General features: G+C 48.7%; 23 protein-coding genes and 1 riboswitch. Of the genes, 9 read left to right on the top strand and 14 right to left on the bottom strand.

Annotation, left to right across the window (positions count from 1 at the left end; all coding sequences use genetic code 11):
• Window positions 1-9 precede the first annotated feature (9 nt).
• Genes BMZ54_RS06680 through BMZ54_RS06690 form a run of 3 tightly spaced genes read left to right on the top strand, consistent with a single transcriptional unit; the run spans window position 10 to window position 3,492 of the window.
• A complete protein-coding gene (locus BMZ54_RS06680) occupies window positions 10-1,590 on the top strand; it encodes a SusD/RagB family nutrient-binding outer membrane lipoprotein (RefSeq protein ID WP_089907803.1) in 1,581 nt (526 codons plus the stop codon).
• A gap of 7 nt (window positions 1,591-1,597) precedes the next feature.
• Complete coding sequence (locus BMZ54_RS06685) at window positions 1,598-2,167, top strand: phosphonate degradation HD-domain oxygenase (RefSeq protein WP_089907806.1); 570 nt, start codon at window positions 1,598-1,600, stop codon at window positions 2,165-2,167.
• A 23-nt stretch (window positions 2,168-2,190) separates the two neighbouring features.
• Window positions 2,191-3,492: a DUF5690 family protein gene (locus BMZ54_RS06690; protein WP_089907809.1), complete on the top strand. Its 1,302-nt coding sequence runs from the start codon at window positions 2,191-2,193 to the stop codon at window positions 3,490-3,492.
• Here the strand turns inward: BMZ54_RS06690 and cobC are convergent.
• The 7 genes from cobC to BMZ54_RS06725 form a co-directional block, all read right to left on the bottom strand.
• Window positions 3,475-4,032, bottom strand: coding sequence for an alpha-ribazole phosphatase (gene cobC / locus BMZ54_RS06695; RefSeq protein ID WP_089907812.1), 558 nt, complete (start codon window positions 4,030-4,032; stop codon window positions 3,475-3,477). The genes BMZ54_RS06690 and cobC overlap by 18 nt on opposite strands.
• Window positions 4,017-4,787 carry an adenosylcobinamide-GDP ribazoletransferase gene (locus BMZ54_RS06700; protein WP_089907817.1) on the bottom strand — a complete coding sequence of 257 codons (771 nt, stop codon included), beginning with the start codon at window positions 4,785-4,787 and terminating at the stop codon, window positions 4,017-4,019. Before BMZ54_RS06700 ends, cobC begins: the two co-directional genes overlap by 16 nt.
• 130 nt (window positions 4,788-4,917) lie before the next feature.
• A complete protein-coding gene (gene cobT, locus BMZ54_RS06705; RefSeq protein ID WP_089907821.1) occupies window positions 4,918-5,955 on the bottom strand; it encodes a nicotinate-nucleotide--dimethylbenzimidazole phosphoribosyltransferase in 1,038 nt (345 codons plus the stop codon).
• A gap of 30 nt (window positions 5,956-5,985) precedes the next feature.
• A complete protein-coding gene (cobU, locus tag BMZ54_RS06710) occupies window positions 5,986-6,492 on the bottom strand; it encodes a bifunctional adenosylcobinamide kinase/adenosylcobinamide-phosphate guanylyltransferase (protein WP_089907824.1) in 507 nt (168 codons plus the stop codon).
• Window positions 6,493-6,714: 222 nt separating this feature from the next.
• Window positions 6,715-7,338, bottom strand: coding sequence for a DUF6580 family putative transport protein (locus BMZ54_RS06715; protein ID WP_089907827.1), 624 nt, complete (start codon window positions 7,336-7,338; stop codon window positions 6,715-6,717).
• A gap of 74 nt (window positions 7,339-7,412) precedes the next feature.
• Window positions 7,413-9,359 (bottom strand): TonB-dependent receptor plug domain-containing protein, encoded by a 1,947-nt coding sequence (locus tag BMZ54_RS06720; protein ID WP_089907830.1) that lies wholly within the window; start codon window positions 9,357-9,359, stop codon window positions 7,413-7,415.
• Window positions 9,360-9,483: 124 nt separating this feature from the next.
• Window positions 9,484-9,700, bottom strand: a riboswitch (cobalamin riboswitch).
• 223 nt (window positions 9,701-9,923) lie between these two features.
• Entirely contained in the window at window positions 9,924-10,574 is a 651-nt protein-coding gene (locus tag BMZ54_RS06725; RefSeq protein WP_089907833.1) for a tetratricopeptide repeat protein, read from the bottom strand.
• A gap of 205 nt (window positions 10,575-10,779) precedes the next feature.
• On the opposite strand from BMZ54_RS06725, the gene BMZ54_RS06730 reads away from it, so the two are divergent.
• Both BMZ54_RS06730 and BMZ54_RS06735 read left to right on the top strand, forming a co-directional pair.
• Window positions 10,780-11,460, top strand: a complete 681-nt coding sequence (locus tag BMZ54_RS06730; RefSeq protein WP_089907835.1) for a FadR/GntR family transcriptional regulator — start codon at window positions 10,780-10,782, stop codon at window positions 11,458-11,460.
• 28 nt (window positions 11,461-11,488) lie between these two features.
• Window positions 11,489-12,730: an MFS transporter gene (locus BMZ54_RS06735; RefSeq protein WP_089907840.1), complete on the top strand. Its 1,242-nt coding sequence runs from the start codon at window positions 11,489-11,491 to the stop codon at window positions 12,728-12,730.
• On the opposite strand, the gene BMZ54_RS06740 is transcribed toward BMZ54_RS06735, so the two are convergent.
• Entirely contained in the window at window positions 12,731-14,191 is a 1,461-nt protein-coding gene (locus tag BMZ54_RS06740; protein ID WP_089907843.1) for a sulfatase family protein, read from the bottom strand.
• A gap of 83 nt (window positions 14,192-14,274) precedes the next feature.
• Here BMZ54_RS06740 and BMZ54_RS06745 point away from each other — a divergent pair, with 83 nt between their 5' ends.
• Window positions 14,275-14,994, top strand: coding sequence for a DUF2306 domain-containing protein (locus BMZ54_RS06745; protein ID WP_162277483.1), 720 nt, complete (start codon window positions 14,275-14,277; stop codon window positions 14,992-14,994).
• Here BMZ54_RS06745 and BMZ54_RS06750 read toward each other — a convergent pair.
• Complete coding sequence (locus BMZ54_RS06750) at window positions 14,987-15,505, bottom strand: DUF488 domain-containing protein (protein WP_089907848.1); 519 nt, start codon at window positions 15,503-15,505, stop codon at window positions 14,987-14,989. The two genes, BMZ54_RS06745 and BMZ54_RS06750, sit on opposite strands and share 8 nt — an antisense overlap.
• Before the next feature lie 80 nt (window positions 15,506-15,585).
• Between BMZ54_RS06750 and BMZ54_RS06755 the strand changes: the two genes are divergently transcribed.
• A complete protein-coding gene (locus BMZ54_RS06755; protein WP_089907851.1) occupies window positions 15,586-16,491 on the top strand; it encodes a helix-turn-helix domain-containing protein in 906 nt (301 codons plus the stop codon).
• Between the two features lie 80 nt (window positions 16,492-16,571).
• Complete coding sequence (locus tag BMZ54_RS06760; protein ID WP_089907855.1) at window positions 16,572-17,573, top strand: aldo/keto reductase; 1,002 nt, start codon at window positions 16,572-16,574, stop codon at window positions 17,571-17,573.
• Between the two features lie 150 nt (window positions 17,574-17,723).
• On the opposite strand, the gene BMZ54_RS06765 is transcribed toward BMZ54_RS06760, so the two are convergent.
• From BMZ54_RS06765 to BMZ54_RS06775, 3 genes are all read right to left on the bottom strand, one after another.
• The gene (locus tag BMZ54_RS06765; RefSeq protein WP_089907857.1) at window positions 17,724-19,064 is read right to left on the bottom strand and encodes a DNA/RNA non-specific endonuclease; all 1,341 of its coding nucleotides are present in this window, start codon (window positions 19,062-19,064) and stop codon (window positions 17,724-17,726) included.
• A 229-nt stretch (window positions 19,065-19,293) separates the two neighbouring features.
• On the bottom strand, window positions 19,294-20,205 hold the full coding sequence (locus tag BMZ54_RS06770; RefSeq protein WP_089907860.1) for a bestrophin family protein: 912 nt from the start codon (window positions 20,203-20,205) through the stop codon (window positions 19,294-19,296).
• A 31-nt stretch (window positions 20,206-20,236) separates the two neighbouring features.
• Window positions 20,237-20,719, bottom strand: a complete 483-nt coding sequence (locus BMZ54_RS06775; protein WP_089907863.1) for a hypothetical protein — start codon at window positions 20,717-20,719, stop codon at window positions 20,237-20,239.
• Between the two features lie 243 nt (window positions 20,720-20,962).
• On the opposite strand from BMZ54_RS06775, the gene BMZ54_RS06780 reads away from it, so the two are divergent.
• Window positions 20,963-23,344, top strand: coding sequence for an ABC transporter permease (locus BMZ54_RS06780; RefSeq protein WP_089907866.1), 2,382 nt, complete (start codon window positions 20,963-20,965; stop codon window positions 23,342-23,344).
• 3 nt (window positions 23,345-23,347) lie between these two features.
• Here BMZ54_RS06780 and BMZ54_RS06785 read toward each other — a convergent pair whose 3' ends face one another.
• Both BMZ54_RS06785 and BMZ54_RS06790 read right to left on the bottom strand, forming a co-directional pair.
• Window positions 23,348-24,712: a sensor histidine kinase gene (locus BMZ54_RS06785; protein WP_089907869.1), complete on the bottom strand. Its 1,365-nt coding sequence runs from the start codon at window positions 24,710-24,712 to the stop codon at window positions 23,348-23,350.
• Window positions 24,696-25,388, bottom strand: a complete 693-nt coding sequence (locus BMZ54_RS06790) for a response regulator transcription factor (protein WP_089907872.1) — start codon at window positions 25,386-25,388, stop codon at window positions 24,696-24,698. Before BMZ54_RS06790 ends, BMZ54_RS06785 begins: the two co-directional genes overlap by 17 nt.
• Window positions 25,389-25,572: the final 184 nt, after the last annotated feature.

Genomic DNA, 25,572 nt, shown 5'->3' on the forward strand with positions numbered 1-25,572 from the left:
CCAACACTCATGAGAACACTTAAGATATTAGCGATCACGGTTGCATTAGGCGCTGCAATGAGCGCCTGTAACAAACAGTTCAGCGACGATGAAATGAACAGCAATAAACCCGCGCAGGTGCCACCCAGCCTGCCATTGGGCAGCATACTTTCCGATATGAATGCCATCAGGCCCTGGAGCGATGTAATGCGCTGGAACCAGTTTGACTGCTGCAACTATAACTACTATGGCAACCAGCGGTATGACTGGGGCGGCGCTAAGCTGGATGGTTATGGCAGCCTGGAAAATGTGCAGCAGATGGAGCAGGAGGCTATTCGCCTGGGTGGTAATACCCTGAACCCCTATGCCGCGCTGGGTAAGTTCTTCCGGGCTTATTTCTTTTACCGTATGACCAACCTGGTAGGCGACCTGCCTATGACGGAAGCCCTGCAGGGTAAAGAGAATCTTACACCTAAATACGATGAGCAGCGCACAGTGTTTATACAGATCCTTTCCTGGCTGGAAGAGGCTAACAGCGACCTGGATTCACTGATCAACAACCCGGATAAAGTGAATACCTCCGAAGGGCAGACCCTGCGCAATGATTTCTATTATAACAACAAGCTGGATTACTGGCGGCGTGCAGTGAACGCATTCCATTTGCGGGTGCTGATTGCGCTGAGTAAAAAAGAAGCAGATACAGAACTGAAGATCCAGCAGCAGTTTAACGCTATCCTCTCCAATCCTACCAAATATCCTTTGCTGGAAGGGATGGATCAGAACCTGCAGTTCATTTACAACAACATCAATAAATACCCGGTGAACCCGGACAACCTGGGTTTTGACGCCACGCGCTATAACATGTCGGCCACCTACCTGAATACCCTGGTAAGCCTGCGCGATCCGCGTGCCTTTATTACGGCGGAGCCAGCCACTGAGCAGCTGAACAGATTAAAGAAAACACCGGCAGATATTACTGCTTATGTGGGCGCACCTTCCGGTGAGAACCTGACAGATATGTCGTCTAAGATGTCCAGCGTGGATACGGCAGTATACTCCCTGCGCAGCCGTAGCCGCTATTATGCCAATTACGCAGCAGAACCGGGTATTATCATTGGTTATCCGGAAATGTGTTTTAACATTGCAGAAGCCATTAACCGTAAATGGGTGACCGGCTCAGCCGAAGCCTGGTATAAAAAAGGCATCCAGGCCTCCATGGGTTTTTATGGCATACCGGAAGCCGGTACTTTCGTAAAAACGTATAAGAATGTACGTTATGAAATACCGTTTAACTTTGAAACGGATTATTATGCACAGGCTACGGTAAAGTATAAAGGAGATAATACAGAAGGGCTTCAACAGATCATTACGCAAAAGTACCTGGCCTTTTTTGAGAACACGGATTGGGAAGGTTACCTGAACTGGCGCAGAACAGGTATCCCGGCATTCAGCACCGGTTCCGGTACCGGCAACAGCGGTAAGATACCCCTACGGTTCAAGTACCCGGATAACCACCGCAATGCCAATGCCGGCAACTGGTCCGCTACCTTACAGAAACAATTTGGCACTACTACGGATGATATTAATGCCGTAATGTGGCTGGTAAAATAATCAACACATGCTACTACAACAAGCGGAGCAAACTGTTAGTACCATCTTTAGCCTGTATGAAAAATACGGGGCGGCCGACTACATAGGGGAACCGGTGTCGCAGCTGGAGCATATGTGCCAGGCCGCCCTGCTGGCGGAGCAGGCAGGCAGCCGTGAGGAAGTGATACTGGCAGCCTTTTTTCATGATATTGGCCACCTGTGCGAAATGGAAGGCAGTGCCTCTATGGGTGGTTATGGTGTGCAGGACCATGAAAAATGGGGTGGTATTTTCCTGAAGCAGCATGGATTTTCGGATGCGCTCATCCGGCTGGTAGGCTCGCATGTGGATGCCAAACGCTATCTCACGTTTAAGTATCCAAGCTATTACGCGCAGCTCTCAGAGGCCAGCAAGCAAACACTGGCCTACCAGGGCGGACCCATGACGGAAACGGAAGCTGCCGCCTTTGAAGCCGACCCGCTGTTTGCAGACATGGTGCGCCTGCGCACCTGGGACGACCAGGCTAAAGCAACGGATCAGCCCTTGCCAGACCTGCAGCGATTTAAGCAGATGGCGCTGCATCATTTAATGAACCAGTGACATAATTATTGTACATTATATCAATGCTAAACCTACCCTGGGTCCAACAACGGCTCAAACGCACAGACCAGTTTACGTTTTCGCTGTATGCGGCCCTGGTATCATTTGGTACCTATTCCTGCATGTACGCTTTCCGCAAACCTTTTGCGGTAGCCCTGTTTGATGGGATCAGCTTTTTAGGCGTTGACTACAAAATATGGCTGGTAATAGCCCAGACAATGGGGTATGCAGCCAGCAAAATTTACGGCATCCGCTTTATTGCAGAAATGCAAAGCACTAAGAGGGCCCGCAGCATTGTTGTCCTGATACTATTTTCCTGGCTGGCGCTATTGCTGTTTGCAGTAGTGCCGGCCCCTTTTAACATTATCTTTTTGTTCCTGAACGGTTTTCCGCTGGGCATGATCTGGGGGCTGGTATTCGGTTACCTGGAAGGCAGGCGCAGCACGGAGTTTATGGGTGCGGTGTTATCCATCAGCTTTATTTTTTCTTCGGGGTTTGTAAAATCCGCCGGTAAAATGGTTATGGTTGACTGGCATGTTACAGAGCTATGGATGCCTTTTGTAACCGGCCTTTTGTTTATGCTGCCCATGATCATTTTTGTGATACTGCTGGAACAAATACCGCCACCTACCGCTACAGATGAGGCTTTGCGCACCCGCCGGGAGCCTATGAACAAACAGCAGCGCCGTCAGCTGCTGCAGCAATTCTTACCCGGGCTGGTATTATGTATTATCAGCTATGTAATACTTACCATGCTGCGTGATATGCGGGATAACTTTGCAGCCAACATATGGGAGGAGCTGGGCATGGGCAAAGACCCTGCTATTTTTACCAAGACAGAGGTGCCGGTATCCCTGGCTATACTGGGTATTATGGGCATGCTGGTGTTTGTGAAGGATAATTACAAGGCATTTATGCTGAACTACCTGATCGTGATCGCAGGGTTTGTAATAGCAGCGGTAAGCTCCCTGTTATTCATGCAGCAATATATCAGCCCCATAGTATGGATGACGCTTACCGGCTTGGGATTATACATGGGCTATATTCCCTTTAACTGTATCTTTTTTGAGCGGCTGATAGCCACTTTCAAATATGTGAGCAATGTAGGTTTCCTGATCTACGTGGCAGATTCCTTTGGGTATATAGGCAGCGTAAGCATACTGCTCGTAAAGAACTTTGGCAACTGGCATATTTCCTGGGGCCAGTTCTTTATGAATACAGTCTGGAGCCTCTCTGTGCTGGGAGTGATCATGATGATAGGCTCTTACCTGTATTTCAGAAAGAAGTACCGCAGCATGCGGCCTTCCTCATTCGTTCACTCCTAATAGCTCCAGTTTTCCATCTGTTACCCGCAAACGCGCTATGCGACCGTATTCCACGCGCAGCTCAAAAGAATTTTCCAGCGGAGTATTGGTTACATAAGCCAGTAGTGCACGGATCACGCCACTGTGGGTGACCAGCACGGCATCCTGGTTTTTAGCTATTACTTCTTTGAAAATTTCCACGCTGCGGTTAAACAGGTCCTCATAGCTTTCCCCACCCGGTACGCGGGCATATACATAATTATCCATCCAGGCCTGCAGGGCATCCGGCCCCAGATCGTCCCAGCGTTTCATTTCCCAGTCACCGAAGTTGAGCTCTTTCAGACGGTCGTCTTTGGTAAGATCATCGCCAAATAAAAAATGCGCCAGCTTGCTGCAGCGTTGTAACGGGCTGGCATATACGACAAAGGGTTTGTCAGGCAGCAGCTGTTTAACACGCGTTGCTTCTTCTGTAAAAGTATTGGCCACATCCAGGTCTGCAAAACCGTAACAGGTGCCACGTTCAATAGCCGGCGTTGTATGCCGTATCAGGTATATTTCCATTCCACCAAGCAAAAGCACAAATATACAACTGTTTCTGACAGTTGCTGTACAGCGCCCAGGCAGTCGCCGGTGTAACCGCCTATCCACTTACGCATGAGGCGGGCCATGTAGGTGCGTGCCAGCCATACAGCCGGCAGGCATAACAGCCAGAGGTAGTGGTGCAGCAATACGGTAGCCAGCAGCAGCGGCAATAAGCCAAAACAGCCTGCCACAAAAAGCTCCCAGCCTTTAATGCCTTTGGATACGGGCTTGGCTTTACTATCCTCATTTTCCCGTACGTAGGGATGTGTGTAGATAATGGTAACTGCAGTAAAACGGCTCAGCGCATGCGCCACCACAATAGCAATGGCGGCTGAAGAAGGGGAGAGGGCAAATAAGCAATAAAACTTCATCAGCATTAGCAGCAGCAGTCCTAGCATTCCGTAGGTGCCAATGCGGCTGTCTTTCATAATCAGCAGGATCTTTTCCTGGGTCCAGCCACCGCCGAAACCATCGCACATGTCGGCAAAACCATCTTCGTGAAAAGCGCCTGTCATCCAAATGCCGGTAACAAGGCTTAGGATAATGGTTACCGGCCAGGGTGCAATAAGGTTTAAGGTATACAGCACCAGCGCCATGGTAACACCCACCAGCCAGCCGATCAACGGCAGGTAACGGGTGGCCCTGCTTAAGCGGTCCAGGCCATGCGGAATATTACCTACCGGTATACGCGTGTAGAACATGATAGCGGTGCGGAGTAAATACCATTGTTCCATTTTAGATTTTAGATTTACGATTTTAGATTTGGATGGCTGTATTACAATGAAAACAATTTTAGATCGATTTTTCATTCGCTTTAGTCAATCGCGCCAATCAAATCGTAAATCTAAAATCTAAAATCGTAAATCAACTGGTTCTATCGGATACTTGTGCTTCTTCAAAGCTGGCCATGTTTTCCAGGAATGCAGCGGCACATTGTATCAGCGGCATGGCCATGGCGGCGCCGGTACCTTCGCCCAGGCGCATATCCAGGTGCAGCAGGGGAGTGGCCTGTAAATGCTGTAACATAGCAAGGTGCCCTTTTTCATTGGAGCAGTGCGCAAATACGCAGTAATCTGTTACTGCAGGCTGTAAACGGTGTGCAGCCATTAATGCCGCGGTTACAATAAACCCGTCTATCACCACCATCATATTTAGCGCGGCCGCCTGCAAAATAGCGCCGCATAACATCGCTATTTCAAATCCGCCGTAGGTGGCCAGTACCTGCTCCGGATGTTCAGGTACGCCGTGCCGGTTTAATGCTTCCTGCAGCAGTACTGTTTTTTGGAGGATCTGCTGACCGGAGCTGCCGGTACCTGCGCCTACACAATCTGTAATAGGCAGGCCGGTAAAGCAGCTCATGAGCAGGGAAGCGGAGGAGGTATTACCGATCCCCATTTCGCCAAACCCAATGGTATTACAACCCTGGCTTTGTATGTATTGCACTATTTCAGCACCTGCATCCATGGCCTCAGTACACTGTTCCCTGCTCATAGCCGGTTCATGCAGGTAGTTGCGCGTGCCGTAAGCGATCTTACAGTCGTTCAACATTGGATGGGAGGCAAAAGAATGGTTCACGCCTGCATCCACGATCACCAGGTCCACCTGCAGCTGCTGGCATAAGGTGTTAATAGCTGCGCCACCCTGCAGGAAGTTATAGACCATTTGTGCGGTAACAGCCTGCGGATAAGGATTTACCCGGCCTTCAGCCGCAATGCCATGATCCCCGGCAAATATGGCAATAGTAGGTTTATTAATTACAGGCGATAAGGTTTGCTGTATAAGACCAGCCTGTAAGGCAATCTGCTCCAGGCGCCCCAGGGAGCCCGGTGGTTTGGTTTTCTGATCTATTTTATCCTGCAGCGCTGCTGCCAGCGTGCGGGAAAGGGGTGTAATGTTTTCCATATGTTAATGTGCTGGTGTGGGGATTGCATATTATTTAATTGGCACGGGTATTCCCGATACCATCAATACTACTTTTTGTGCCTCTTGTGCAATGTACTGGTTGGCCCAGCCCTGCAGATCGGTGAATTGGCGGCCAATGGCTGTTTCTGCGTGTACGCCCATGCCTATTTCGTTGGTTACAATGATCAGGGTAGCATCCTGCTTTTGCATCAGCAGCTGTATTTCCTGTTGTAATCCCTGCAGGCAAGCGTCCACATCCTGTTTATGCTGAACAAAAAAATTGGTGAGCCATAAGGTTACACAATCTATTACGGCTACACGGCTATCCAGCGGCAGCTTGCTTACCTGCAACTGTTCTTCAAAGCTGGTCCACTCGGGGCCTCTGTCCTGCTGGTGGCGGCGGATGCGCTGCTCAAAATCCCCGTCCCACACTTTGGCGGTGGCTACATACACCGGGTTGGAAGCCAGTGATAAGGCCAGCTGCTGTGCATAACGGCTTTTTCCTGAACGGGCGCCGCCGGTAACGAGATAGATCATTTTAATTACGAATTGTCAATTACGAATTACGAATTGGTAATGCGGAAGTGTTGTAGTTCACTGAAATGATAATGGATAATCAGGAATCAGATAGCCGTAAAGAAAGTGTTTGTGATTAACTCATGCTTTACAGCTACCTGATTTGTAGTCACTTTATTTTTATACTCAATAACATTCATGAAGTGTTATAAATGCCATGCTAAAAATTACCTGAATGAAGTATTACTCATTCGTAATTTGTAATTGATCATTCGTAACTACCCGCAGGGTGCTCCTCCGTTGTATCAGTTCAAATACGCCAAAGAAAATAGCGCCATAGGCCAGGTTACCAAAGAACATTGCTTTCATATAAGGCACTGCCATGGCATAACATTTCAGCAGGCCGGCCATATCTTTCGTATACAGCTTACCGGTAGTAGGATCGGTACAGCCGCCCAGCCATACGCCAAAATCGGTAATAAGCCAGTGAGCCACTGCAGCAGCTACAGATGCCATCATGAGGCTGGGTACATTCACTTTTTTAATGATCAGCTGCCCGGCCAGCACCATAGCGGTAAAACCTGCGTAGGTCCAGATCCAGCCCTGGTACAGCAGGCCACCCTGCGAAAATTCCGGGTAGAACACCTGTTGTATAATAATATCGCTCACAAAAAGTGTTAGCAGGGGGAACAGGTAAGCTTTCCACCTGCCGGTGAAATAAGCGCCGCCAAACAGGGCCATTGCTCCAATGGGAGTAATGTTAGAGAAAGGTGTTATTTTTCCTTCTCCCAGGATCCGTAAAAGGCCGGCTGCCACTACAAACAGCAGCAATAAGCTGAAGCGGGGATCGATCTTTTTCAGTGACATAATATTAATTATTTAATGTGCTGATGTGCTGGTATTTAATCCGGAATAAACCAGCACATTAGCACGTACATACATTAGTTGATATTAAATACAAGTCCGGTCGTAAAGTTAAACTTCCTGGTGTTATATCCTCTAACATCAAAGTATTGTTGATCGGTAATATTCCTGAAATCTGCATAGATCTTCAGGATAGAACCCAGCTTGTACTCCGTATAGGCGCCCAGGGTATAATAATCGCCTAACACGAAAGGAGGAGCCATATAGGCGGGGTCCAGGCGGCGGCTAATATATTTATATTGTGCGCTCACATACAGCCCGGGCGTTACCTGGTAGCCCAGCTCCGCATTCAGCGCGTGTTTGGGCCGGCGGTACAGGTTGTAATAGCTGGTGTCGGTATCCTGCTCTTTTATTTTACCATTTACATAAGTATAGTTCACATTCAGGGTAAGCCCGCCAATGATGCGCCAAGTAGCTTCTGCTTCACCGCCATAAGCCTCCTGCTTGTTGGCATTACGGTACTGGCCATACGGCGGATCGTTTAAGCTGTAAAAGCTGATCAGGTTTTTGGTATGACGGTAGAACCCTACCACGCGTACATTCAGCTTATTGCCGCACAAGGCCCCCTGGTAGCCGGCTTCGTAGTTAGTAGTGGATTCCGGTTTCAGGTCCTTATTGCCATAAATGGAATACAGCTGGTACAAGGTGGGCACTTTGTAGGCAGAAGAAATGTTGATGAACACTTTATGCTGATCATTGATCAGGTAAGAGGGGTTCACAGAAAAGGTGCCGTTGCTGCCGTAAATATTGTGGTTGTTATAACGGCCGCCTACTTCGAGGTTAAAGCCGCCCATATTATGCAGCAGCAGGGATGCGTAGTAGCTGAACTGCCGCATATGTGCGCTGTCGCCGGAAAGCCTGGAAGAATCTTTAAAGAACTCACTGATATACCGCGTGCTCTGATCTGTGTTGGACGAGCGGAAATCCGCACCGGTGATCAGCTGCAGCTGTTTGGTAAGGTCCCAGTTCACATAGGTTTCTACCTGGTGGGTGTTGGAGGTAAAGTCGTTGGTAGAGTAGCCGCCATTGGGTACATACAACGTATCGTCCAGCAGGTTACGCGTGTTCCGCTGAAAGCTGTACACCAGGTTCCAGCTGCCTTTTTTAAGATCTACATGGCTGCTGAGAGCGTGCAGCATGTACTTGTTATGCATGGTGTAATCCTTATCATCGTTGAAGCCACCGGCATCCAGGTCGGTATGATAATCGTTCCAGTTCAGCATGTATTGCAGGCGCCAGCGCTCTGTGGCCTGCAGTCCAACTTTGGTAAATACGCTGTGGCGTTTAAATCCGTCGTTATCAAAATTGCCTTTGCCGGTACTGTCGTACGCGCTGGAAAAACCATCGGTTTTGGTGTACTGGTAACCGGCCAGGTAAGAGAATTTGCCGATACTGCCGTTCAGCCCTGCGCCACCCTGCCGGGTTTTATAGCTGCCGTAGGAGCCATTGGCGCTGATGCCCAGGTTATTATCACCCGGTTTTTTGGTGATAATGTTGATCACTCCCGCTACGGCATCGGAGCCATAGAGTGTAGACTGGCTGCCACGCAGTATTTCAATGCGCTCTATCTGGCTTACCGGGATGAAGTTAAGATCAAAAGCATTGGAGATCTGGGAGGCATCGCTCACCGGGATGTTATCTATTAAGATAAGCGTATTACCGGTGCTGGCGCCCCGCGTGTATACATCCTGGTTAGTACCCAGCGCATTGTCCGCGCCATTCACCACCAGGCCGGCCTGGGTATTGAGGATGGAGGACAGCGTTTTACCGCTGTTGCGTTGCAGATACTCAGATGTAAGCACCGTTACTACCTTACCGGTTTCGCCTGCTTTTTGACTAAAGCGGGTGGCGGTAACTACAATTTCGTTGAGCTGGTTGGTACGGGAAGAGTCCTGTGCAAAAGCCGTGGTACTGGCCGCCAGGAGGGCAATAGCCGGAAAAAAGGTGTAAAATTTCCTGCGCATAATGACTGTCAATAAGCTTTTAAAAATGATACAATATGCGCGCTGCGGGGAAATATGAAAAAGGAAAGAATACAGGCACCGTATACAGGTGCATACATTCCCGGCTTTTCACCCGAAAGCGCCGAATGATGAATTACACCTGGCAGGTCTTCTGACTTTCCTGCTTTCCGGGCTGCCTTCCCATTCCGTGTGACCGGAACAGTGGCTTTCTTTGCCCTGGAAAATTTAATGATTCGTTATTGGAATGCAGGATTACAGCTACGGGGATAGTTCCGGATTTACACCGGATTCCCATTTTAATCCCAGCTATTACACTGGGAACCATATGCGGGGGCAAACCTACTAAATAATGCGCTAATATGCTAATACGATGTGCTGATGAGGGGAATGTGCTGGTATATGCCGTTAAGATGTGATTAATGCGGGGGCAAAAAATGTACTGATGAGGGAAATGTGCGAATGGGCTGGTATATGCCGTCAGGTGGTTAATTAGAGCAAAAAAAATGTGCAAATGGGAGCTTCGCTCAAACCATTTGCACATCTGCATATTAGCATATCAGCACATTACCCCGGCATCCGGGAAATATACTTATCCATTTCTTTTATCTGGCTCACGATCTGCGCGGTGGTAGGCTTCTGGGCCTTGGCGCGGCGGAAGAAATCCTTGGCGGATTTAAAATCGCGGCGGCTCATGGCTATGGAGGCCAGGGTTAACAGGGCCGCAGCCGTGTTTTCCTTATCCGGTAAGCCCATTCTCACGGCTTTCTTCAGGTTCTGATCCGCGGTTTTCAGGTCGTTTTTCTGGTAGGCAATGGTGCCCAGCTGAAAATATTGCATACCCTCATACTCTTTCATGGGGCTGCCGGTTTCAATACTCTTGCGGATGGTTGCTTCTGCCTTATCCAGATCCTGGTCGTACATGGCCAGGTTACTTTGCATAAAATAATATACAGAGCGGATGGGCTTATACAGCAATTTGGGAAAAGCTACTTTATTCATCAGGCCCATGGCCTTTTCCACGTTACCTGCTTCTACCGCTTCCTGTACCAGGCGCATAGGGCCAAACATGAAATGTGTTACCAGGCATATTACAGCCAGTACCAGGAAAATAGTGGCTTCCCACCAGCCAACAGTAAAACCCATTGCCAGGCCGCCCAATAATAACACGATCCCAATGGGTAAACGGTATAGAATAAAAAAGTTAAATGCTTTCATCCGGTTTTTAATGAGGGTGCAAAGATAGTGAAAAATGGTCCATAGTCAACGGGCAGGGGCAGGAAGGGCAGGTGGGCATTTGTCAGAGACAAGGGATGTTGGAATGAGTAAGGAGGGCACGGCAATTAATCAAGCCTAAAAAACATTCCCCGCCCTCTTGACAGAGCAAACATCATTATGTACCTTTGAGTCATCATATCATCTGATGATTAAAACTGAAAGAATTAACCGGCACAGCCTGGCAGACGAAGTAGCACAGCGCCTGCAGCAGCAGATCTCCCTCGGGCAATACAAACCTGATGAGAAGCTGCCTACCGAACCTGCGCTCATGCAGGAATTTGGCGTAGGCCGCTCCACCATCCGTGAAGCGGTGCGCATACTGGTAAATGCTGGCGTAGTACGGGTGCGCCAGGGCCTGGGTACCTTTGTGGAAGCGGCTTCCGGTATTACGGAACCGTTATCTCAACGCCTGAAACGGGCGGAGTTCAATGACCTGAACGAAGTACGGCAGCTGCTGGAGCTAAAGATCGCGCAAAAGGCTGCCTTGCACCGTACGGCAGCGGATATTGAAAGGATCCAGGGTTTCCTGGATCAGCGGCTGGCCTATGCCAAAGAAAATAAGGTAGCAGAAAGCATACAGGCCGATATTGAATTTCACCGCAGCATTGCGGCTGCCGCTAACAACGGCATACTGGCCGACCTGTATAGCACCATGGCCCAGCACATGAAAAATCATTTTGTGCGCATTCACAAAAACACGCAGGCCTTTATAGATACGCACGACCTGCACCATGCGCTGCTGCAAAGCATCATAGACCAGAAGCCGGAACAGGCCTGGGAGCTGGTAGCCCGCATCACGGCCTATTCAGCACATTTAGATCAATGATAGCTCATCGTACTAACAGATTATATATATGGAAGCGGAATTAAAAGACACTACGGTAACCATGCCCGATGCGGCAAAAGAAGCAGCAGAAAAAACGGTTTTCTCCATCCTGCTGGCGCTTAGTTTTTCTCACCTGTTAAATGACACTATTCAATCCCTGATACCCGCCATTTACCCGGTGGTAAAGGATTCCCTGAAGATCAATTTTACACAGATCGGGCTGATCACGCTCACCTTCCAGATGACGGCTTCCATTTTACAGCCGCTGGTAGGCCTGTATACGGATAAGCATCCGCAACCTTATTCCCTGGCTATTGGCATGGGCTTTACCTTAACAGGGCTGGTGTGTTTGTCTATGGCGCACAGCTTTTACCTGGTGCTGTTATCAGTAGGGTTGGTAGGCATGGGCTCTGCAGTGTTTCACCCGGAATCGTCCCGGCTGGCGTATATGGCCTCCGGCGGCCGGCATGGCATGGCGCAATCCCTGTTCCAGCTGGGAGGTAATGCCGGCAGCTCTTTAGGGCCCTTGCTGGCAGCCCTGATCATTGTGCCTTACGGGCAGTTTAACGTGATCTGGTTTTCACTGGCGGCCTTAATAGCTATTGTGGTAATGCTGAATATAGCGGCCTGGTACAAACAGAATAAACACCGGGCAAAGCCCAAACGTAAGGTAGTGGAAGGTACGGCGGTGAAGCTGCCCACCAGCAGGATCGTTTTTGCGCTGCTGATATTGCTGGTGCTTATTTTCTCCAAATACTTTTACATGGCCAGCATGACCAACTACTATACTTTTTACCTGATAGATAAGTTTAAGCTGCCCGTGGGCACCGCGCAGGTATACCTGTTCATATTCCTGTTTGCCATTGCAGCCGGTACCTTTATCGGTGGGCCGGTAGGCGACCGTATTGGCCGCAAGTACGTGATCTGGATCTCTATTTTAGGTGTAGCGCCATTTACCTTACTGCTGCCTCATGTAAACTTGTTATGGACCGCTGTGCTCAGTGTATTCATTGGCGTTATCCTCTCCTCTGCATTCTCTGCCATACTGGTATATGCGCAGGAGCTGGTACCTGGTAAAGTGGGCATGATAGCCGGTTTGTTCTTTGGATTAGCCTTTGGTATGGCAGGTATTGGCTCCGCAGTGCTGGGCCGCCTGGCAGATCATACAAGCATTAACCACGTATTTCACCTGTGTGCCTGGCTGCCTTTAATTGGCCTGCTCACCTGGCTGCTGCCGGATGTGGAGCGTAAACGCAGTAAACAACATTAATCATTCAACTTTAGCCGGGGCACGGCGTCCGGTGCCCTGCTGGCCGGTAAGTTCATCGCCTAAATCCTGGCGGTACTTACCGGCCAGTGTTTTTAGTTCCGCTACCATTTCCGGGAACTGTTCTTTTACATCCAGGGTTTCACCGGGATCGCGGCGCATATCGTACAGCGCTTCCGGTATATCTATATTGGGCTGCGCGCCGGGAAAGCCGTCGTAACCCGGCAGGTTTAGTTTATAGGTGCGTCCCTTATGCGGCAATACCAGCTTCCACGGGCCTTTGCGGATGGCTTCCAGGCTATTCCGCTCATAATATACAGCCAGCTCATTACGCGGATTGGCGCCGGGTGTATTGAATAACAGGGTTTGAATATCTACCCCGTCAATTTTTTTCCTGGGTAATGGGGCGCCGCAAAAATGTGCAATGGTAGGCAGCAGGTCAATAGTGGCCGCCATTTTATTACACACCGTGCCAGCTGGTATTTGCCCTGGCCAGCGCATAATACAGGGTACGCGGATACCGCCCTCAAAAGAAGTGCCTTTACCTTCCCGCAGGCCGCCGGTATTACCGGCATGGTTGCCATAAGATAACCAGGGCCCGTTATCGCTGGTGAAAATAACCAGCGTGTTCTTACTTAAACCTGTTTCATCCAGCGTTTTCATGATCTGCCCTACAGACCAATCCACTTCCATCATCATATCCCCAAACAGGCCATCCTGGCTTTTGCCGGCGTATTTGCCGGATACGGCAATGGGTACATGCACCATGCTGTGTGCCAGGTACAGGAAAAAAGGATGCTGCTTGTTTTTCTTAATAAAGCTGCAAGCCCTTTCCGTATACGTAGTGGTTAAGGTAGATTGATCATCCAGCGTTTTAATGATCTTAATAGGATTATTACCTTCTATGAGCGGCAGGGGCGGGTATTTTGCCTTTGCACGCCCGATGGTGGAAGTATCTGTATAAGGCACGCCATCATAATGCACCGGCCACATATCATTGGAGTAGGGCAGGCCCAGGTACTCATCAAACCCTTGCTGCAAAGGCAAAAAGGGCTGCTTGCTGCCCAGGTGCCATTTGCCCACCATGCCGGTATAGTAACCCTGTTGCTTTAATACTTCTGCTATGGTTTGCTCACTGGTGTCTAATGCAATAGGGCTGTTAGGCGCCAATGCTCCGTGTATGCCTACCCGGTTGGAGTAACAGCCGGTTAGTAAAGCGGCCCTTGATGCGGAGCAAACGGCCTGCGCTACGTAGAAATAAGTGAACCGCATGCCCTGTGCAGCCAGCTTGTTAATGTTGGGCGTATGCCAGGGCGTGCCGGCATAACATTCCAGGTCGCCATAACCCATATCGTCCATGAAAATGATGATCACATTAGGTTTAGCAGCAGGCGGCTGCTTTTTGAAGCTGAAGCAGATGAGTGCTATAACGGCTAACAGCAGCGGGGCAATAATTTTTTTCATCGGTTTTTCTTTTATGACGTGTGCGCTGTTAAAATAGGAAAGATTGCTGTGAATGGGAAATGCCATCGTTACAACTATGGATCTTGTCGCAGCATATGCCGCTGTGGTCTACTGCTGCATTATTGAGTGTGCAGTACAACTACTTTTATACTATGGCATACCATTTTACCACAAAACGAACGCCCCGGCTAATATGGCTGGTGGTGATACTGCTGGCGCTGATCGGCGTTGCAATGGTGCTGCGCAGAACGCTGACAATGGCCGGCGTGATCGCTTCTGTAAACCCCGCCGGTGGCGCTCCGTTTGATACGGGTTTTGCAAAACATGCGGTTATTACTTTCCTGCACATATTGCCCGGTGCCTTATTCATGATCCTGGGGCCCTTGCAGTTTGTGAAAAGCATCCGTGAAAAATATCCCCGTTTTCACCGCCGGAGTGGCTGGGTATTTATAGTGTGTGGTTACATGATCGGGATCTCTGCATTTATCATGTCTTTCCTGCTGCCGATAGGTGGTGTGAATGAAGGCGCCGCCACGGTTTTGTTTTCCGTTTTCTTTTTAATAGCCTTAACTATGGCGCTGGTGCATATTGTAAAAAGGAGGGTAGCCCTGCACCGGGAGTGGATGTTAAGGGCTTTTGCTATTGGGCTGGCGGTGAGCACCATACGGCCCATTGTAGGATTGTTTTTTGCCTTCTCAGGCCTGGCGCCGCAGCAGTTTTTCGGTACTGCATTCTGGATAGGCTTCACCTTACATTTAATAATAGCCGAAGGGTGGATCAATTATACAAGACAATCTATTTAAACAGATCATGCCTGCCCCGGCCTTTGCTCATTTCAAATATTACAGCTTCATGCTCCTTCATTTGCCCCTGTTCATCAATATGCTGCAGCCGTACATTTTCCTTTACCAGCGCTTCACCCACTAATCTGCTGCGGTGACATTGGCAGGGATCGCTTTCACTGCACATAATAGCCAATACGATCTGCTGTTCATACGCCTTTTTTAAACGCGCAATACCACGCCGGAAGGGCTGTGAGGCGCTTACCAGCGCATAATCCACCCGCCCGTTGGGCTCATAAAGAGTGGGATCTGCAGGGCGGCCGCCCAAAGTATCGCCCATATAAACATAGCGGATACCCCGGGCTGCCAGTGCCTCCTGCAGGGCCGGCTGGTTATATTGAGGGTTAAATCTGGAAAATGGAATAGAACGAACATCCACCAGGTATTGAATACCCGGCGCCTGCAGCAGGTAAATGAAATCTTCGATTAACCTGCGCCCATGACCAATGGTATAAATAGGCGGCTGTTCCATACCGGCAAATTACTAAAAAAATTAGCAAAATAAATGATGGGTCTGCAGGCAATTAAAAATCTTTCAATAATTTTGTTTGCATGGCATTATCTGAAGATATAGGAGATTTTTATAAGCGCAACCCATCCGCTAACGCCGGTAATCTTAGCCTTCATAACGCCAACCCGGGCCACTTTAATGTTTTTTTCCAGGATAACACGGGTAGGCCTTTACACCGGCGAAGGGACTATTACAAAATTTCATTTATCAAAGGCATTGGTAAAGTGCATTTTGCTGATAAATGGATTGAGGTGGATCAGCCGGTATTGATCGTGTCAAACCCGCAGGTGGCCTATTCATGGGAAGGGGCATCTGAAAACAGGTTTGGCTGGTTCTGTGTTTTTACCGAATCATTTTTACAGCCTGCGGACCGGATCGGGTTCTTGCATGAGTCGCCTTTGTTCACAGTCGGGCATATGCCTGTTTATTTCCCTAACCAGGAACAGCAGCAGGAGATCACACTGCTTTTTCAAAAGATGGTGCGGGAAATAGCACTGGATTATGAACATAAATACACCATCCTGCGCAACTGCCTGCACCTGTTGCTATACGAGGCTTTGAAGATGAGCCCTGCTGCTGGTTTTCATAAACAGATCAATGCATCATCCCGCATCGCGCATTTATTCTTTGACCTGCTGGAACGGCAGTTCCCTGTAGATAACCGTACCACATCCCTGCAGCTGAAAAGCCCGCAGGATTATGCTGTTGCACTTTCCATTCACGTAAATCATTTAAACCGGGCAGTAAAAGAAGCAACTGGAAAAACCACTTCCCACCACATTGCCGCCCGCATTATACAGGAGGCCAACCTGTTATTACAGCATACGGACTGGAGCATTTCTGAAATAGCCTATAGTCTTGGGTTTGAGTACCCCGCTTACTTTACCCGGTTCTTCAGGAAAAATACCGGCCATGCTCCTGTAGCGCTTCGCCAGCATTCCGCTTGATTTGTATAAGCACTTGTTTGATTTGTTTAAACAGCCAGCCTGTCTGCCGGGCGACCTTTGTATCATAAAAAATCAAACATATGAAATACAGGGATCTTGGAACAACGGGCGAAAAGCTATCAGCAATAGGATTGGGATGTATGGGAATGAGCTATGCATATGGCCCCACTGATGACAAGGAAAGCATCGCTACTTTAGAAAAGGCACTGGACCTGGGCATTAATTTCTGGGACACGGCAGATGTTTATGGCAATGGCGCTAATGAAGAGCTTATCTCAACAGTGCTGGTGCCTAACAGGAGCAAAATTTTCATTGCCACAAAATTTGGTTTTAAGTTCAGAGACGGTGTAATTGGCCTGAACAGCATGTACGTTGACGGTTCCGTTGCCTGGATGAAACAGGCCGTGGAAGCTAGTCTTAAGCGTTTAAGAACAGACGTGATAGATCTGTATTATCTGCACCGGGTAGATCCTGATGTGCCGGTTGAAGAATCGGTAGGCGCAATGGCGGAGCTGGTGAAACAGGGAAAGATCCGTTATATAGGCCTGAGTGAAGTATCAGCAGCTACTTTGAAGAGGGCACATGCCATTCACCCCATTGCTGCTTTGCAAAGTGAATATTCTTTGTTAACCCGTGATGTGGAAGGCAGCATACTGGATACAGCAAGAACGCTGGGTGTAAGCCTTATACCTTTTTCCCCGCTTTCACGCGGCCTGATCACCGATAACCGGGTAAATGCCGATGCGCTCAATGCTGCCAACGATACCCGCAAAGCATTACCCCGCTTCCAGGGCGCGCATTTTGATAACAACCTGCAGCTTGCAGCAAAATTTGCTGACATTGCCGCACAAAAAGGCTGCACCGCAGCACAATTAGCTATTGCATGGGTGCTGGCGCAGGGCCGGGATATTATTCCCATTCCAGGCACCAAGAAAAGAAAGTACCTGGAAGAAAATGCCGGCGCAGTGGATGTAACCCTCGATGCATCAGAGCTGGCAGCTATTGAAGCCCTGGTGCAACAGTTTCCCAATATTGGAGAACGTTATGCCGAAGGCGTTATGAAACAATTGATAAATCAATAGCATAAAAGAGCCGTAGCCATTTTTTAGCTACGGCTCTTCAGGCATTCGCCCTAAGCACATTTATAATTATTCATAATCACGATTATTTTCAACGGCATTCCTGCTGAGCGGGGCAGGCTATGCACCGCTTGGGGGGGCTGTAATCGAATCTTACTGGTTATCCACCTTCGCCTCTATCACTTGCTGCACGGTTGCCGGTACATTCGACAACAGATCATACCCGGTAGCATTTTCAATAGCATCTACAGAAGTGCGGTACTGTTTCCAGTCGCTGCTAACCGTGTTAATATTGGGCGTATTTACAGCAATCACCCGGGTGCTGCTGCTAATGCGGGCCAGGTCGCCGGAACCGTTAGGGATCACCACCAGCACTTTCCATACATTAGAGGGTACGGTAACATGGCCATTATCAATAGTAGTAGCTGTACCATTGCTGCCGGTACCACCCACGCCATAGCTGCCCATAATAATATACACCTCATTACCGGACGATACCAGGCTGCGGCCATAACTTTCTAAATTATTCCAGGTTTGCTGGTTATTATTAGGCGCCTGGGGTATCATGTTGCTCATAAGGAAAGTGGAGGAATTAGCGCTTACAGAAGAGGTACGGTCTGCAGAAGGACAGTTATGCCCGCGGTCAAAACCACTGCCGGAAAAGCTGCTGCTGCCTACCTGGTACCAGCCGGAGGGCAGGGTATTATCCGCCCGGAAATCATCCTGCCGGTCAGTGCTGCCAATATCAGAGCTGGCCAGGTGCCAGCTTACCCAGTTGGGACCACCACGGTCACGGTTATACGATAATGTGTAGTAGGTTTTTACCATCAGGTAATTGGCCGGATAGGAGGTATTGGCTACTGCACCACTGGGATTGCCCAGCAGCATATTATCATCATCGCCGGGAGTGGTGCCACCGCCTCCGCCACTGCCGGAGCTCACGGAAATATTATCAATATTAATACGGTTGCTGCCACCGGATGCCTTGCGGATGGAGAGGCGGAAGCTGCCGCTCACACTCACTGTGAAGGTAGCTGTTTGCAGAGAAGTGGATGAGCTGGTAATGGTGCTGCCTACTTGTGTATAGCTACTGCCGCCGTTGGTGGAGATCCACAGCTGCCAGGTGCTGCTGCCATCACTGCCATATACCGCATGGCTGATGCTAATAGTGTTGGCGCCGCCACTGGCGTCAAAGTTCATAGTAATGGAACCGGTGTTGCGGATGCGTACGGACTGGGCACCGCTTTTGGCATCTGCCGCCAGGTTACCGATCAGTGCATCATTCATATTCCAGGAGCCGCTGCTCAGGGTAACATTACCGGAAGCATAGGCGCTTTTGGTACCGGATTCAAAAGTTTCTGAAAGGGTTACCACGTTAGCCGCGCTGGTAGCGGTGTTAGCGGTCATGGGTTGTAACGGCGGTGTAATGGGCTCTTTGCTACAGGCAGCAAATAGCATGGCCAGTAAAATGGCATAGCGCGCTTGGATCTTCATGAATTAAACGGTTTAGATGGTTTTCAAAAGTGTTTCGACAGGGGGATTGCTCCCGGGTTGTTTCAATAGATTATTGTACGGTTACTGATTACAGGGTTTTGATTACGCAACGTAAAATACAGTGTTCACTGCAGGAATACTAACAGGGAGTGTTATCTGTGTTTTAAATAAAAAATGCGCCACCGCCCGGAGGCTGGTGACGCATATTGGATTGATTCGCAATATAGATCTATAGAATATAGAATTTTTCTGCGGGCTGGCTTTCCGGTACCTGCCAGTCCTGCAGGATCTGTTTAAGATCCCGCTCAATGGTACGCGCAATAGCGGTCACCGGCGTATCTGTAGGTTTATTCTCAAAAGGATCCTGCAGATGAATGGCCATTTTCTCGATCAGCAGAAAAGATGATGCAATAGCCACTACCAGCGGTACTTCAATAATGCCGAAGAACTCTATCAAACCAAACGGCAGCAGTAAAATGAACAGGTTTAGCGTCAGGTGAATGTACAGGCTGTAGGTAGCGGGGAAAATAGTGTTCTTAATGCGCTCACATTTACCCATGGAATCGCACAGGCGGGTAAAGGTGCGGTCCAGCTCTATCTGCTGGTAGCGGTTTATCCACCCTTGTTTCAGCGCATAGTCTAGGTCGCGGGCGTGCAGCTCCAGCAGGGCCACGGGTTTATTATCGTAGCGGCTAATGTAGTCCAGCTCCCGCTGAGATAGAAGCCGGTCCAGCCCATGCAGCGGGTGCAGCTTGCGCAGCGACTGGCCCAGCGCATAACACCAGGCAATTTGCCGCCGCACAAATTTTTCCCGGAAGCTGATCACCTCCTCAGGTGTTTCGCCTTCAAAAGCAGTAAAGGTGAGCAGCTGCCGTGTAAGCGTACGGGAATCATTTACGATGGCGCCCCATACAATGCGCGCCTCCCACCAGCGCTCATAGGCCTGGTTGGAGCGAAAGCCCAGCAGCAGGGAAATAACAGTACCCAGTATGGCAGGAATAGCGATTGGAATTGATATGCGGATAATATGGAAATTATGATGCACAATGGCAATGGCTATGGCATATGCAGATATCCATATCAGCTCATATTTTATTTTCCCGAACACGTATGCAAAGGGAATATTCTCTTTCAGTAGCATATAGCACAGTTTTTATGGGTGAAGATTTTTATCAGGCAGTAGCGGCAGGGCGCAGTATTTTGATCCGCAGGTTTTCCTCACGGCTGCCCGTGTTCAGCGGCAATAAGGTGCAGCCCGATTTTTTGATGATGTTCAGCGGGTCAATGCTGTTCCGGTTCACTTTTACAAAACGGTAATGCTCATCATATGCAATTACAGAAATGTTATTCCCGAAAAGGAAGTTCTTGAAAACCGCAACGGTGCTGCCATAGAAACATTCTACCCGGATGTTGTTAATACGGGCCGGGTAATTTTTTTGCAGCTGTGAAATAATATTCCGGTACTCTTCACTGATATGCTCATAGTCCTTCATACGGCGGGATAGCATCATCAGCTCCTGCATGTTGTCGGACATTTTAAAGAAGTGCACCAGTAAAATGTTCATGGGTTCATGGAGCTGCACATTATTAATAGCTTCCTTTACCATATCCAGGGAGCGTACGCTGAAATCTGTAGGGATCAAGATATTTTTCATACACGATATTTTTTTGTTGTTAATTGATAGTGCAAAGCAACAACACGGGGGTTAGGACGGCCTAAGAGGCGTATTAAAATACCATGAGGATGAGATTAGAAAGGGATTAGAAAGCGGGGTCAGTAGTTGAAAATGAACGGTCTATGTTCAAAAATGAACAGTTGCAGAGATGAAAGTAATTGACTAACAGCTATTTAAGTGTTGGTATATTGTTGGTGTGCGTACTCCGTAACCTTCACCGTTATGCTAAAGAACTACCTTATCATCGCCTGGCGCAACCTGCGCAAAAGCAAAATGTATTCCGCCATCAATATCACCGGCCTGGCCGCAGGTATGGCTATTGCTATGCTGATAGGGCTTTGGATTGTAGATGAATGGCAGTTTGATAAACAATTTCCCAACTATAAACACATTGCGCTGGTGCAGCAGAATGTGTACAATAACGGGGAAATCGGCACTGGCATGAACGAGCCCTTTCCCCTGGCAGCCGCCTTACGTAAGGATTACGGCGCCGATATTAAGTATGCAGCCATGTGCACCTGGGACCAAACACATGTGCTGGCAGTTGGAGAAAAGCGCTTAAGCGGGGTAGGGGTGTATTGTGAGCCGGACCTGCCTGAAATGTTAACCCTGAAAATGCAGGAAGGCAACCATAAATTAGCGGATCCTGCCACCATTCTGCTATCATCCTCCCAGGCCAAAGCCTGTTTTGGAAATGAAGACCCGCTTAATAAAACACTGCTGATAGACAACAAAACAGCCGTGGTAGTAACCGGCGTATATAAGGATATGCCGCGTAATTCCACATTTTCAAATGTGCATTTTATAATGCCCTGGGCCTTATATGCGAGGCTTACAGATATGGAGCATAATGATAACCCCTGGCGTGGCAACTCTTTCCGGGCTATTGTGCAGATAGCGGAGCATACTACTATGGAAAAAGTATCGGCCAAGATCAAAGATGTAAAGCTGAAAAATATTCATAAGGATGAACTCACCTTTCATCCCCAGCTGTTCCTGCATCCTATGTCGCGCTGGCATTTGTATGCGGAGTTTAAGAATGGAGTAAATGTGGGTGGTTTCATAAAGTATGTATGGTTATTTGGGATCAGCGGGGTATTTATATTACTGCTGGCCTGTATCAATTTTATGAACCTGAGCACTGCCCGTTCTCAGAAACGGGCTAAGGAAGTAGGCATTCGTAAGGCCATTGGCTCACAACGCAGCCAGCTGATCTGGCAGTTCTTCAGCGAATCCCTGTTAATGGTAATGTTAGCCCTGCTGGCGGCTTTGCTGCTGGTAGCTTTGTTACTGCCCTTGTTTAATGAGGTAGCCAATAAACAAATGTCCATCTTATGGACTAGTCCTGTTTTCTGGGCTATTTGCATAGGTTTTAGCCTCATCACCGGGTTAATAGCCGGCAGCTACCCTGCATTTTATTTATCGGCTTTCCGGCCGGTAAAAGTGCTGAAAGGTACTTTCCGCGTGGGCCGTTATGCGGCTATGCCCCGTAAAGTATTGGTGGTACTGCAGTTCACCGTATCTGTTATATTGATCATCGTTACGGTTATCGTATTCCGGCAAATACAGTTTGCACAGAACCGCCCGATTGGCTACGACCGTAACGGGCTGGTATCGCTGCCTATGTACACTTCGGCCATTCACGACCGGTTTGATGTGGTACGTAATGAGCTGCTGCAAACCGGCGCAGTGGAAAATATGGCGGAGTGCTGGAGCCCTGTTACCTCTGTATGGAACACCAACAGCGGTTTTAACTGGGAAGGTAAAGACCCGGGTATGGCACTGGATTTTCCCAGTGAGCCTGTGTCTTACGATTTTGGTAAAACCATTGGCTGGCAGTTTGTAGCCGGCCGGGATTTTTCCCGCAACTTTGGCACAGATTCCACGGCCATTGTGATCAATGAAGCGGCTGTGAAATTTATGGGTTTAAAAGACCCGGTAGGAAAAATTGTTACCTGGGATGATGAGCCGTATCACATTATCGGGGTAATAAAGGATGTCATTGCAGAATCGCCCTATGCACCAGTACGCCCGGCCGTTTACCATATGCTGCGTGGCGGCCCCGGTATACGCATGATCGTGAAAATAAATCCCAAAGTAAGCACGCAGGCCGCCCTGGCGAAAATAGAGGCTGTGTTTAAGCGGCATAACCCTACCCACCCGTTCGACTACCAGTTTGTAGACCAGGACTATGCCAATAAGTTTGGAGATGAGCAGCGTTTTGGTAAGCTGGCCAGCATATTTTCCATTCTCGCTATTCTGATCAGTTGCCTGGGACTGTTTGGTATGGCCTCTTTTATGGCAGAGCAGCGTACAAAGGAAATTGGCGTGCGTAAGGTGCTGGGGGCTACCTTATTCAGCCTGTGGGGCTTATTGTCAACTGATTTTGTAAGATTGGTGATCATTGCCCTGGCCATTGCCTGCCCCGTAGCCTATTATGCCATGACAGGCTGGCTGCAGCAATACGCCTACCGTACTACCATTCCCTGGTGGATCTTCCCGGCAGCTGCTGCAGCAACTTTGTTCATTACTTTCCTGACCGTGAGCTACCAGGCAATTAAAGCAGCGTTAATGAACCCTGTAAAAAGTTTGCGTACAGAATAATGCTCAGGCAATTACCGGCAGGTAAATTTTCACTATGGTGCCGGATTGTTCGCGGGCTTGTATGTCAATAGAGCCCTTGTGCAGACGGATAATGTTAAGTGTAAGCGGCAGCCCGATACCATGGCCTTCAAAGTTGCTTGTATTAGAGGCCCGGAAAAAAGGCACAAATACCTGCCCCAGCTCTTTGGAGGGAATGCCAATACCCTGGTCTGTTACTGTTATGATCAGCACCTTTTTAGTAGCTTCCAGCTGTATGGCTACCGGTTGGTTACTGGAATATTTGCAGGCATTTAACACTACATTGCTCAGCGCCATTTGTAATAAGGGAAGGTTACCCAGCGTGCTTAAATGATCCGCTTCTTCCGGCAGGTTCTTAAAATCCAGCGTTATTTTATTGTCAGGATAGATCTGGTTGGCCGTGGTTTTCACAGACCATAACAGCTCATCCAGCCGTATTTTTTCCCAGGGCAGTTTTTTGCCGTCAAACCCTGTTTGGGCAAGGCTTAGCAGGCTGCTTACCAGCTGGTTTAGCCGGGAGGCTTCCTGTGAAATGAGTGTAAAGGATGCAATCTGCTCCGGGGAGGCGCCGTTTTTTTGCATGCCCAGCTCTGCTTCCCCGGAAATAATAGTGAGGGGCGTTCTGAACTCGTGGGAGGCGTTGCTGATAAAATTATTCTGTGTTTCAAAAATAGCTTCCAGGCGGCCCAGCATATCATTAAAAGTAATGGCCAGCTCCGCGATCTCATCTTTTCCGTTGCCGGTATTTAAACGCAGGTGCAGATTATTGGCGCTGATGCGTTGTACATTATGTATAATATCCCGTACGGGCTGAAAGATCTGCCGGCTGAATACTTTCCCGATGGTGAATACCAGTACGGAGAACACCAGGAAACCAATGAGCAGCGCCTGTTTCAGGTTCTGTAATTCTTCCCTGCCATACACATCCTGTGCAGCGGTGATCACCATAAAATCCGCATCCTTACCCAGGTATAATCCGGTATACAACACGCTGTCGCGCACAAACCGCGCAATGCCGTTGGTAAATGCCTTTCTGTAAAAATCAGCAGGTAAGTTCACAGGAGGTTTTTCCATCAGCTCACCGGTATGGGGCTGCAGCTTTATGGCATAATCTTTTTCAAAGGGAAGGTTCTCCAGCTGCTCTTCCTTTACACGGTAGTAAATGTGCGTGTTGCTTTTATTCTCTTCCAGGATGGCCTGCGCCACTATTTTGGCGCGTACTTCCAGGCGGTGGTAAAAATTCTGCGCGGTGCTGCGGGCGGCAAAATAATAAACGAAAAGGCTTAACAGCAGCATAATAGCGGCGGTAATAGCCGTAAAGAGGATGGTTATCTTATTCTGTATTCTCATGTTGTTCGCGCATTACATAACCCATGCCCACCACGGTGTGTATCAGTTTGGAGGAACCGGCTTTATCAATTTTTTTTCGGAGGTAGTTCACATATACATCTACTACATTGGTGCCCAGGTTAAAATCAATATCCCATACGTGTTCCAGTATTTCTATGCGGGACAGTACGCGGCGCTGGTTCTTCAGCAGGAACTCCAGCAGCCGGTATTCGGTAGCAGTAAGGTTAAGTGGTTTATTATTACGGCGCACGGTTTTGGAAACAGTATCCAGCTCCAGGTCGGCTATCTGCAGCAGGCTGCCGGGGGCCTGCGTATTTTTTGAGCGGCGTGTAAGCGTGCGTACGCGGGCGCTCAGCTCCGCCAGCTTAAAGGGTTTCACCAGGTAGTCGTCTGCCCCGCTATCCAGCCCTGTTACAATATTTTCCGTGGTGCCCAATGCGGTCAGCATCATAATAGGCACCTGCTCATTTTGTTTGCGTATGCTGCGGCAGATCTCTACCCCGTTAATACCAGGCAGCATAATATCCAGTATGATCAGGTCAAAATCATGGTCATTGGTCATTTGTAAACCGGACCAACCGTCCATGGCTACACTGATCTCATAGCCGTTATCAGCCAGGCCCCGTTTAATAAGCGATACCACATTCGGCTCGTCTTCAACCAATAATATCTTCATGCGGTTCCGTTTGGGAACGGAAAATAAGCAATTCTGCACTTAACACGTTAGTTCTATTTGCAGACTGCCTGCAAAAAGGCCCCTTGAAAGCCCCGTGGCCAGCCGGTTTTAGGGACAAGTTCTAACGAAATGTTAAATGTGTACTATATTATTACAAATGTTAAAAAAGTGCACTATTTCCGGC

This window comes from Chitinophaga rupis (genome assembly GCF_900109685.1).
In the GTDB taxonomy this organism is placed as follows: domain Bacteria; phylum Bacteroidota; class Bacteroidia; order Chitinophagales; family Chitinophagaceae; genus Chitinophaga; species Chitinophaga rupis.

Bases quoted from the DNA above. Each gene is read 5' to 3' on its own strand.
- BMZ54_RS06680 (WP_089907803.1), top strand. From the start codon at position 10: ATGAGAACACTTAAGATATTAGCGATCACGGTTGCATTAGGCGCTGCA.
- BMZ54_RS06685 (WP_089907806.1), top strand. From the start codon at position 1,598: ATGCTACTACAACAAGCGGAGCAAACTGTTAGTACCATCTTTAGCCTG.
- BMZ54_RS06690 (WP_089907809.1), top strand. From the start codon at position 2,191: ATGCTAAACCTACCCTGGGTCCAACAACGGCTCAAACGCACAGACCAG.
- cobC (WP_089907812.1), bottom strand. From the start codon at position 4,032: ATGGAAATATACCTGATACGGCATACAACGCCGGCTATTGAACGTGGC.
- BMZ54_RS06700 (WP_089907817.1), bottom strand. From the start codon at position 4,787: ATGGAACAATGGTATTTACTCCGCACCGCTATCATGTTCTACACGCGT.
- cobT (WP_089907821.1), bottom strand. From the start codon at position 5,955: ATGGAAAACATTACACCCCTTTCCCGCACGCTGGCAGCAGCGCTGCAG.
- cobU (WP_089907824.1), bottom strand. From the start codon at position 6,492: ATGATCTATCTCGTTACCGGCGGCGCCCGTTCAGGAAAAAGCCGTTAT.
- BMZ54_RS06715 (WP_089907827.1), bottom strand. From the start codon at position 7,338: ATGTCACTGAAAAAGATCGATCCCCGCTTCAGCTTATTGCTGCTGTTT.
- BMZ54_RS06720 (WP_089907830.1), bottom strand. From the start codon at position 9,359: ATGCGCAGGAAATTTTACACCTTTTTTCCGGCTATTGCCCTCCTGGCG.
- BMZ54_RS06725 (WP_089907833.1), bottom strand. From the start codon at position 10,574: ATGAAAGCATTTAACTTTTTTATTCTATACCGTTTACCCATTGGGATC.
- BMZ54_RS06730 (WP_089907835.1), top strand. From the start codon at position 10,780: ATGATTAAAACTGAAAGAATTAACCGGCACAGCCTGGCAGACGAAGTA.
- BMZ54_RS06735 (WP_089907840.1), top strand. From the start codon at position 11,489: ATGGAAGCGGAATTAAAAGACACTACGGTAACCATGCCCGATGCGGCA.
- BMZ54_RS06740 (WP_089907843.1), bottom strand. From the start codon at position 14,191: ATGAAAAAAATTATTGCCCCGCTGCTGTTAGCCGTTATAGCACTCATC.
- BMZ54_RS06750 (WP_089907848.1), bottom strand. From the start codon at position 15,505: ATGGAACAGCCGCCTATTTATACCATTGGTCATGGGCGCAGGTTAATC.
- BMZ54_RS06755 (WP_089907851.1), top strand. From the start codon at position 15,586: ATGGCATTATCTGAAGATATAGGAGATTTTTATAAGCGCAACCCATCC.
- BMZ54_RS06760 (WP_089907855.1), top strand. From the start codon at position 16,572: ATGAAATACAGGGATCTTGGAACAACGGGCGAAAAGCTATCAGCAATA.
- BMZ54_RS06765 (WP_089907857.1), bottom strand. From the start codon at position 19,064: ATGAAGATCCAAGCGCGCTATGCCATTTTACTGGCCATGCTATTTGCT.
- BMZ54_RS06770 (WP_089907860.1), bottom strand. From the start codon at position 20,205: ATGCTACTGAAAGAGAATATTCCCTTTGCATACGTGTTCGGGAAAATA.
- BMZ54_RS06775 (WP_089907863.1), bottom strand. From the start codon at position 20,719: ATGAAAAATATCTTGATCCCTACAGATTTCAGCGTACGCTCCCTGGAT.
- BMZ54_RS06780 (WP_089907866.1), top strand. From the start codon at position 20,963: ATGCTAAAGAACTACCTTATCATCGCCTGGCGCAACCTGCGCAAAAGC.
- BMZ54_RS06785 (WP_089907869.1), bottom strand. From the start codon at position 24,712: ATGAGAATACAGAATAAGATAACCATCCTCTTTACGGCTATTACCGCC.
- BMZ54_RS06790 (WP_089907872.1), bottom strand. From the start codon at position 25,388: ATGAAGATATTATTGGTTGAAGACGAGCCGAATGTGGTATCGCTTATT.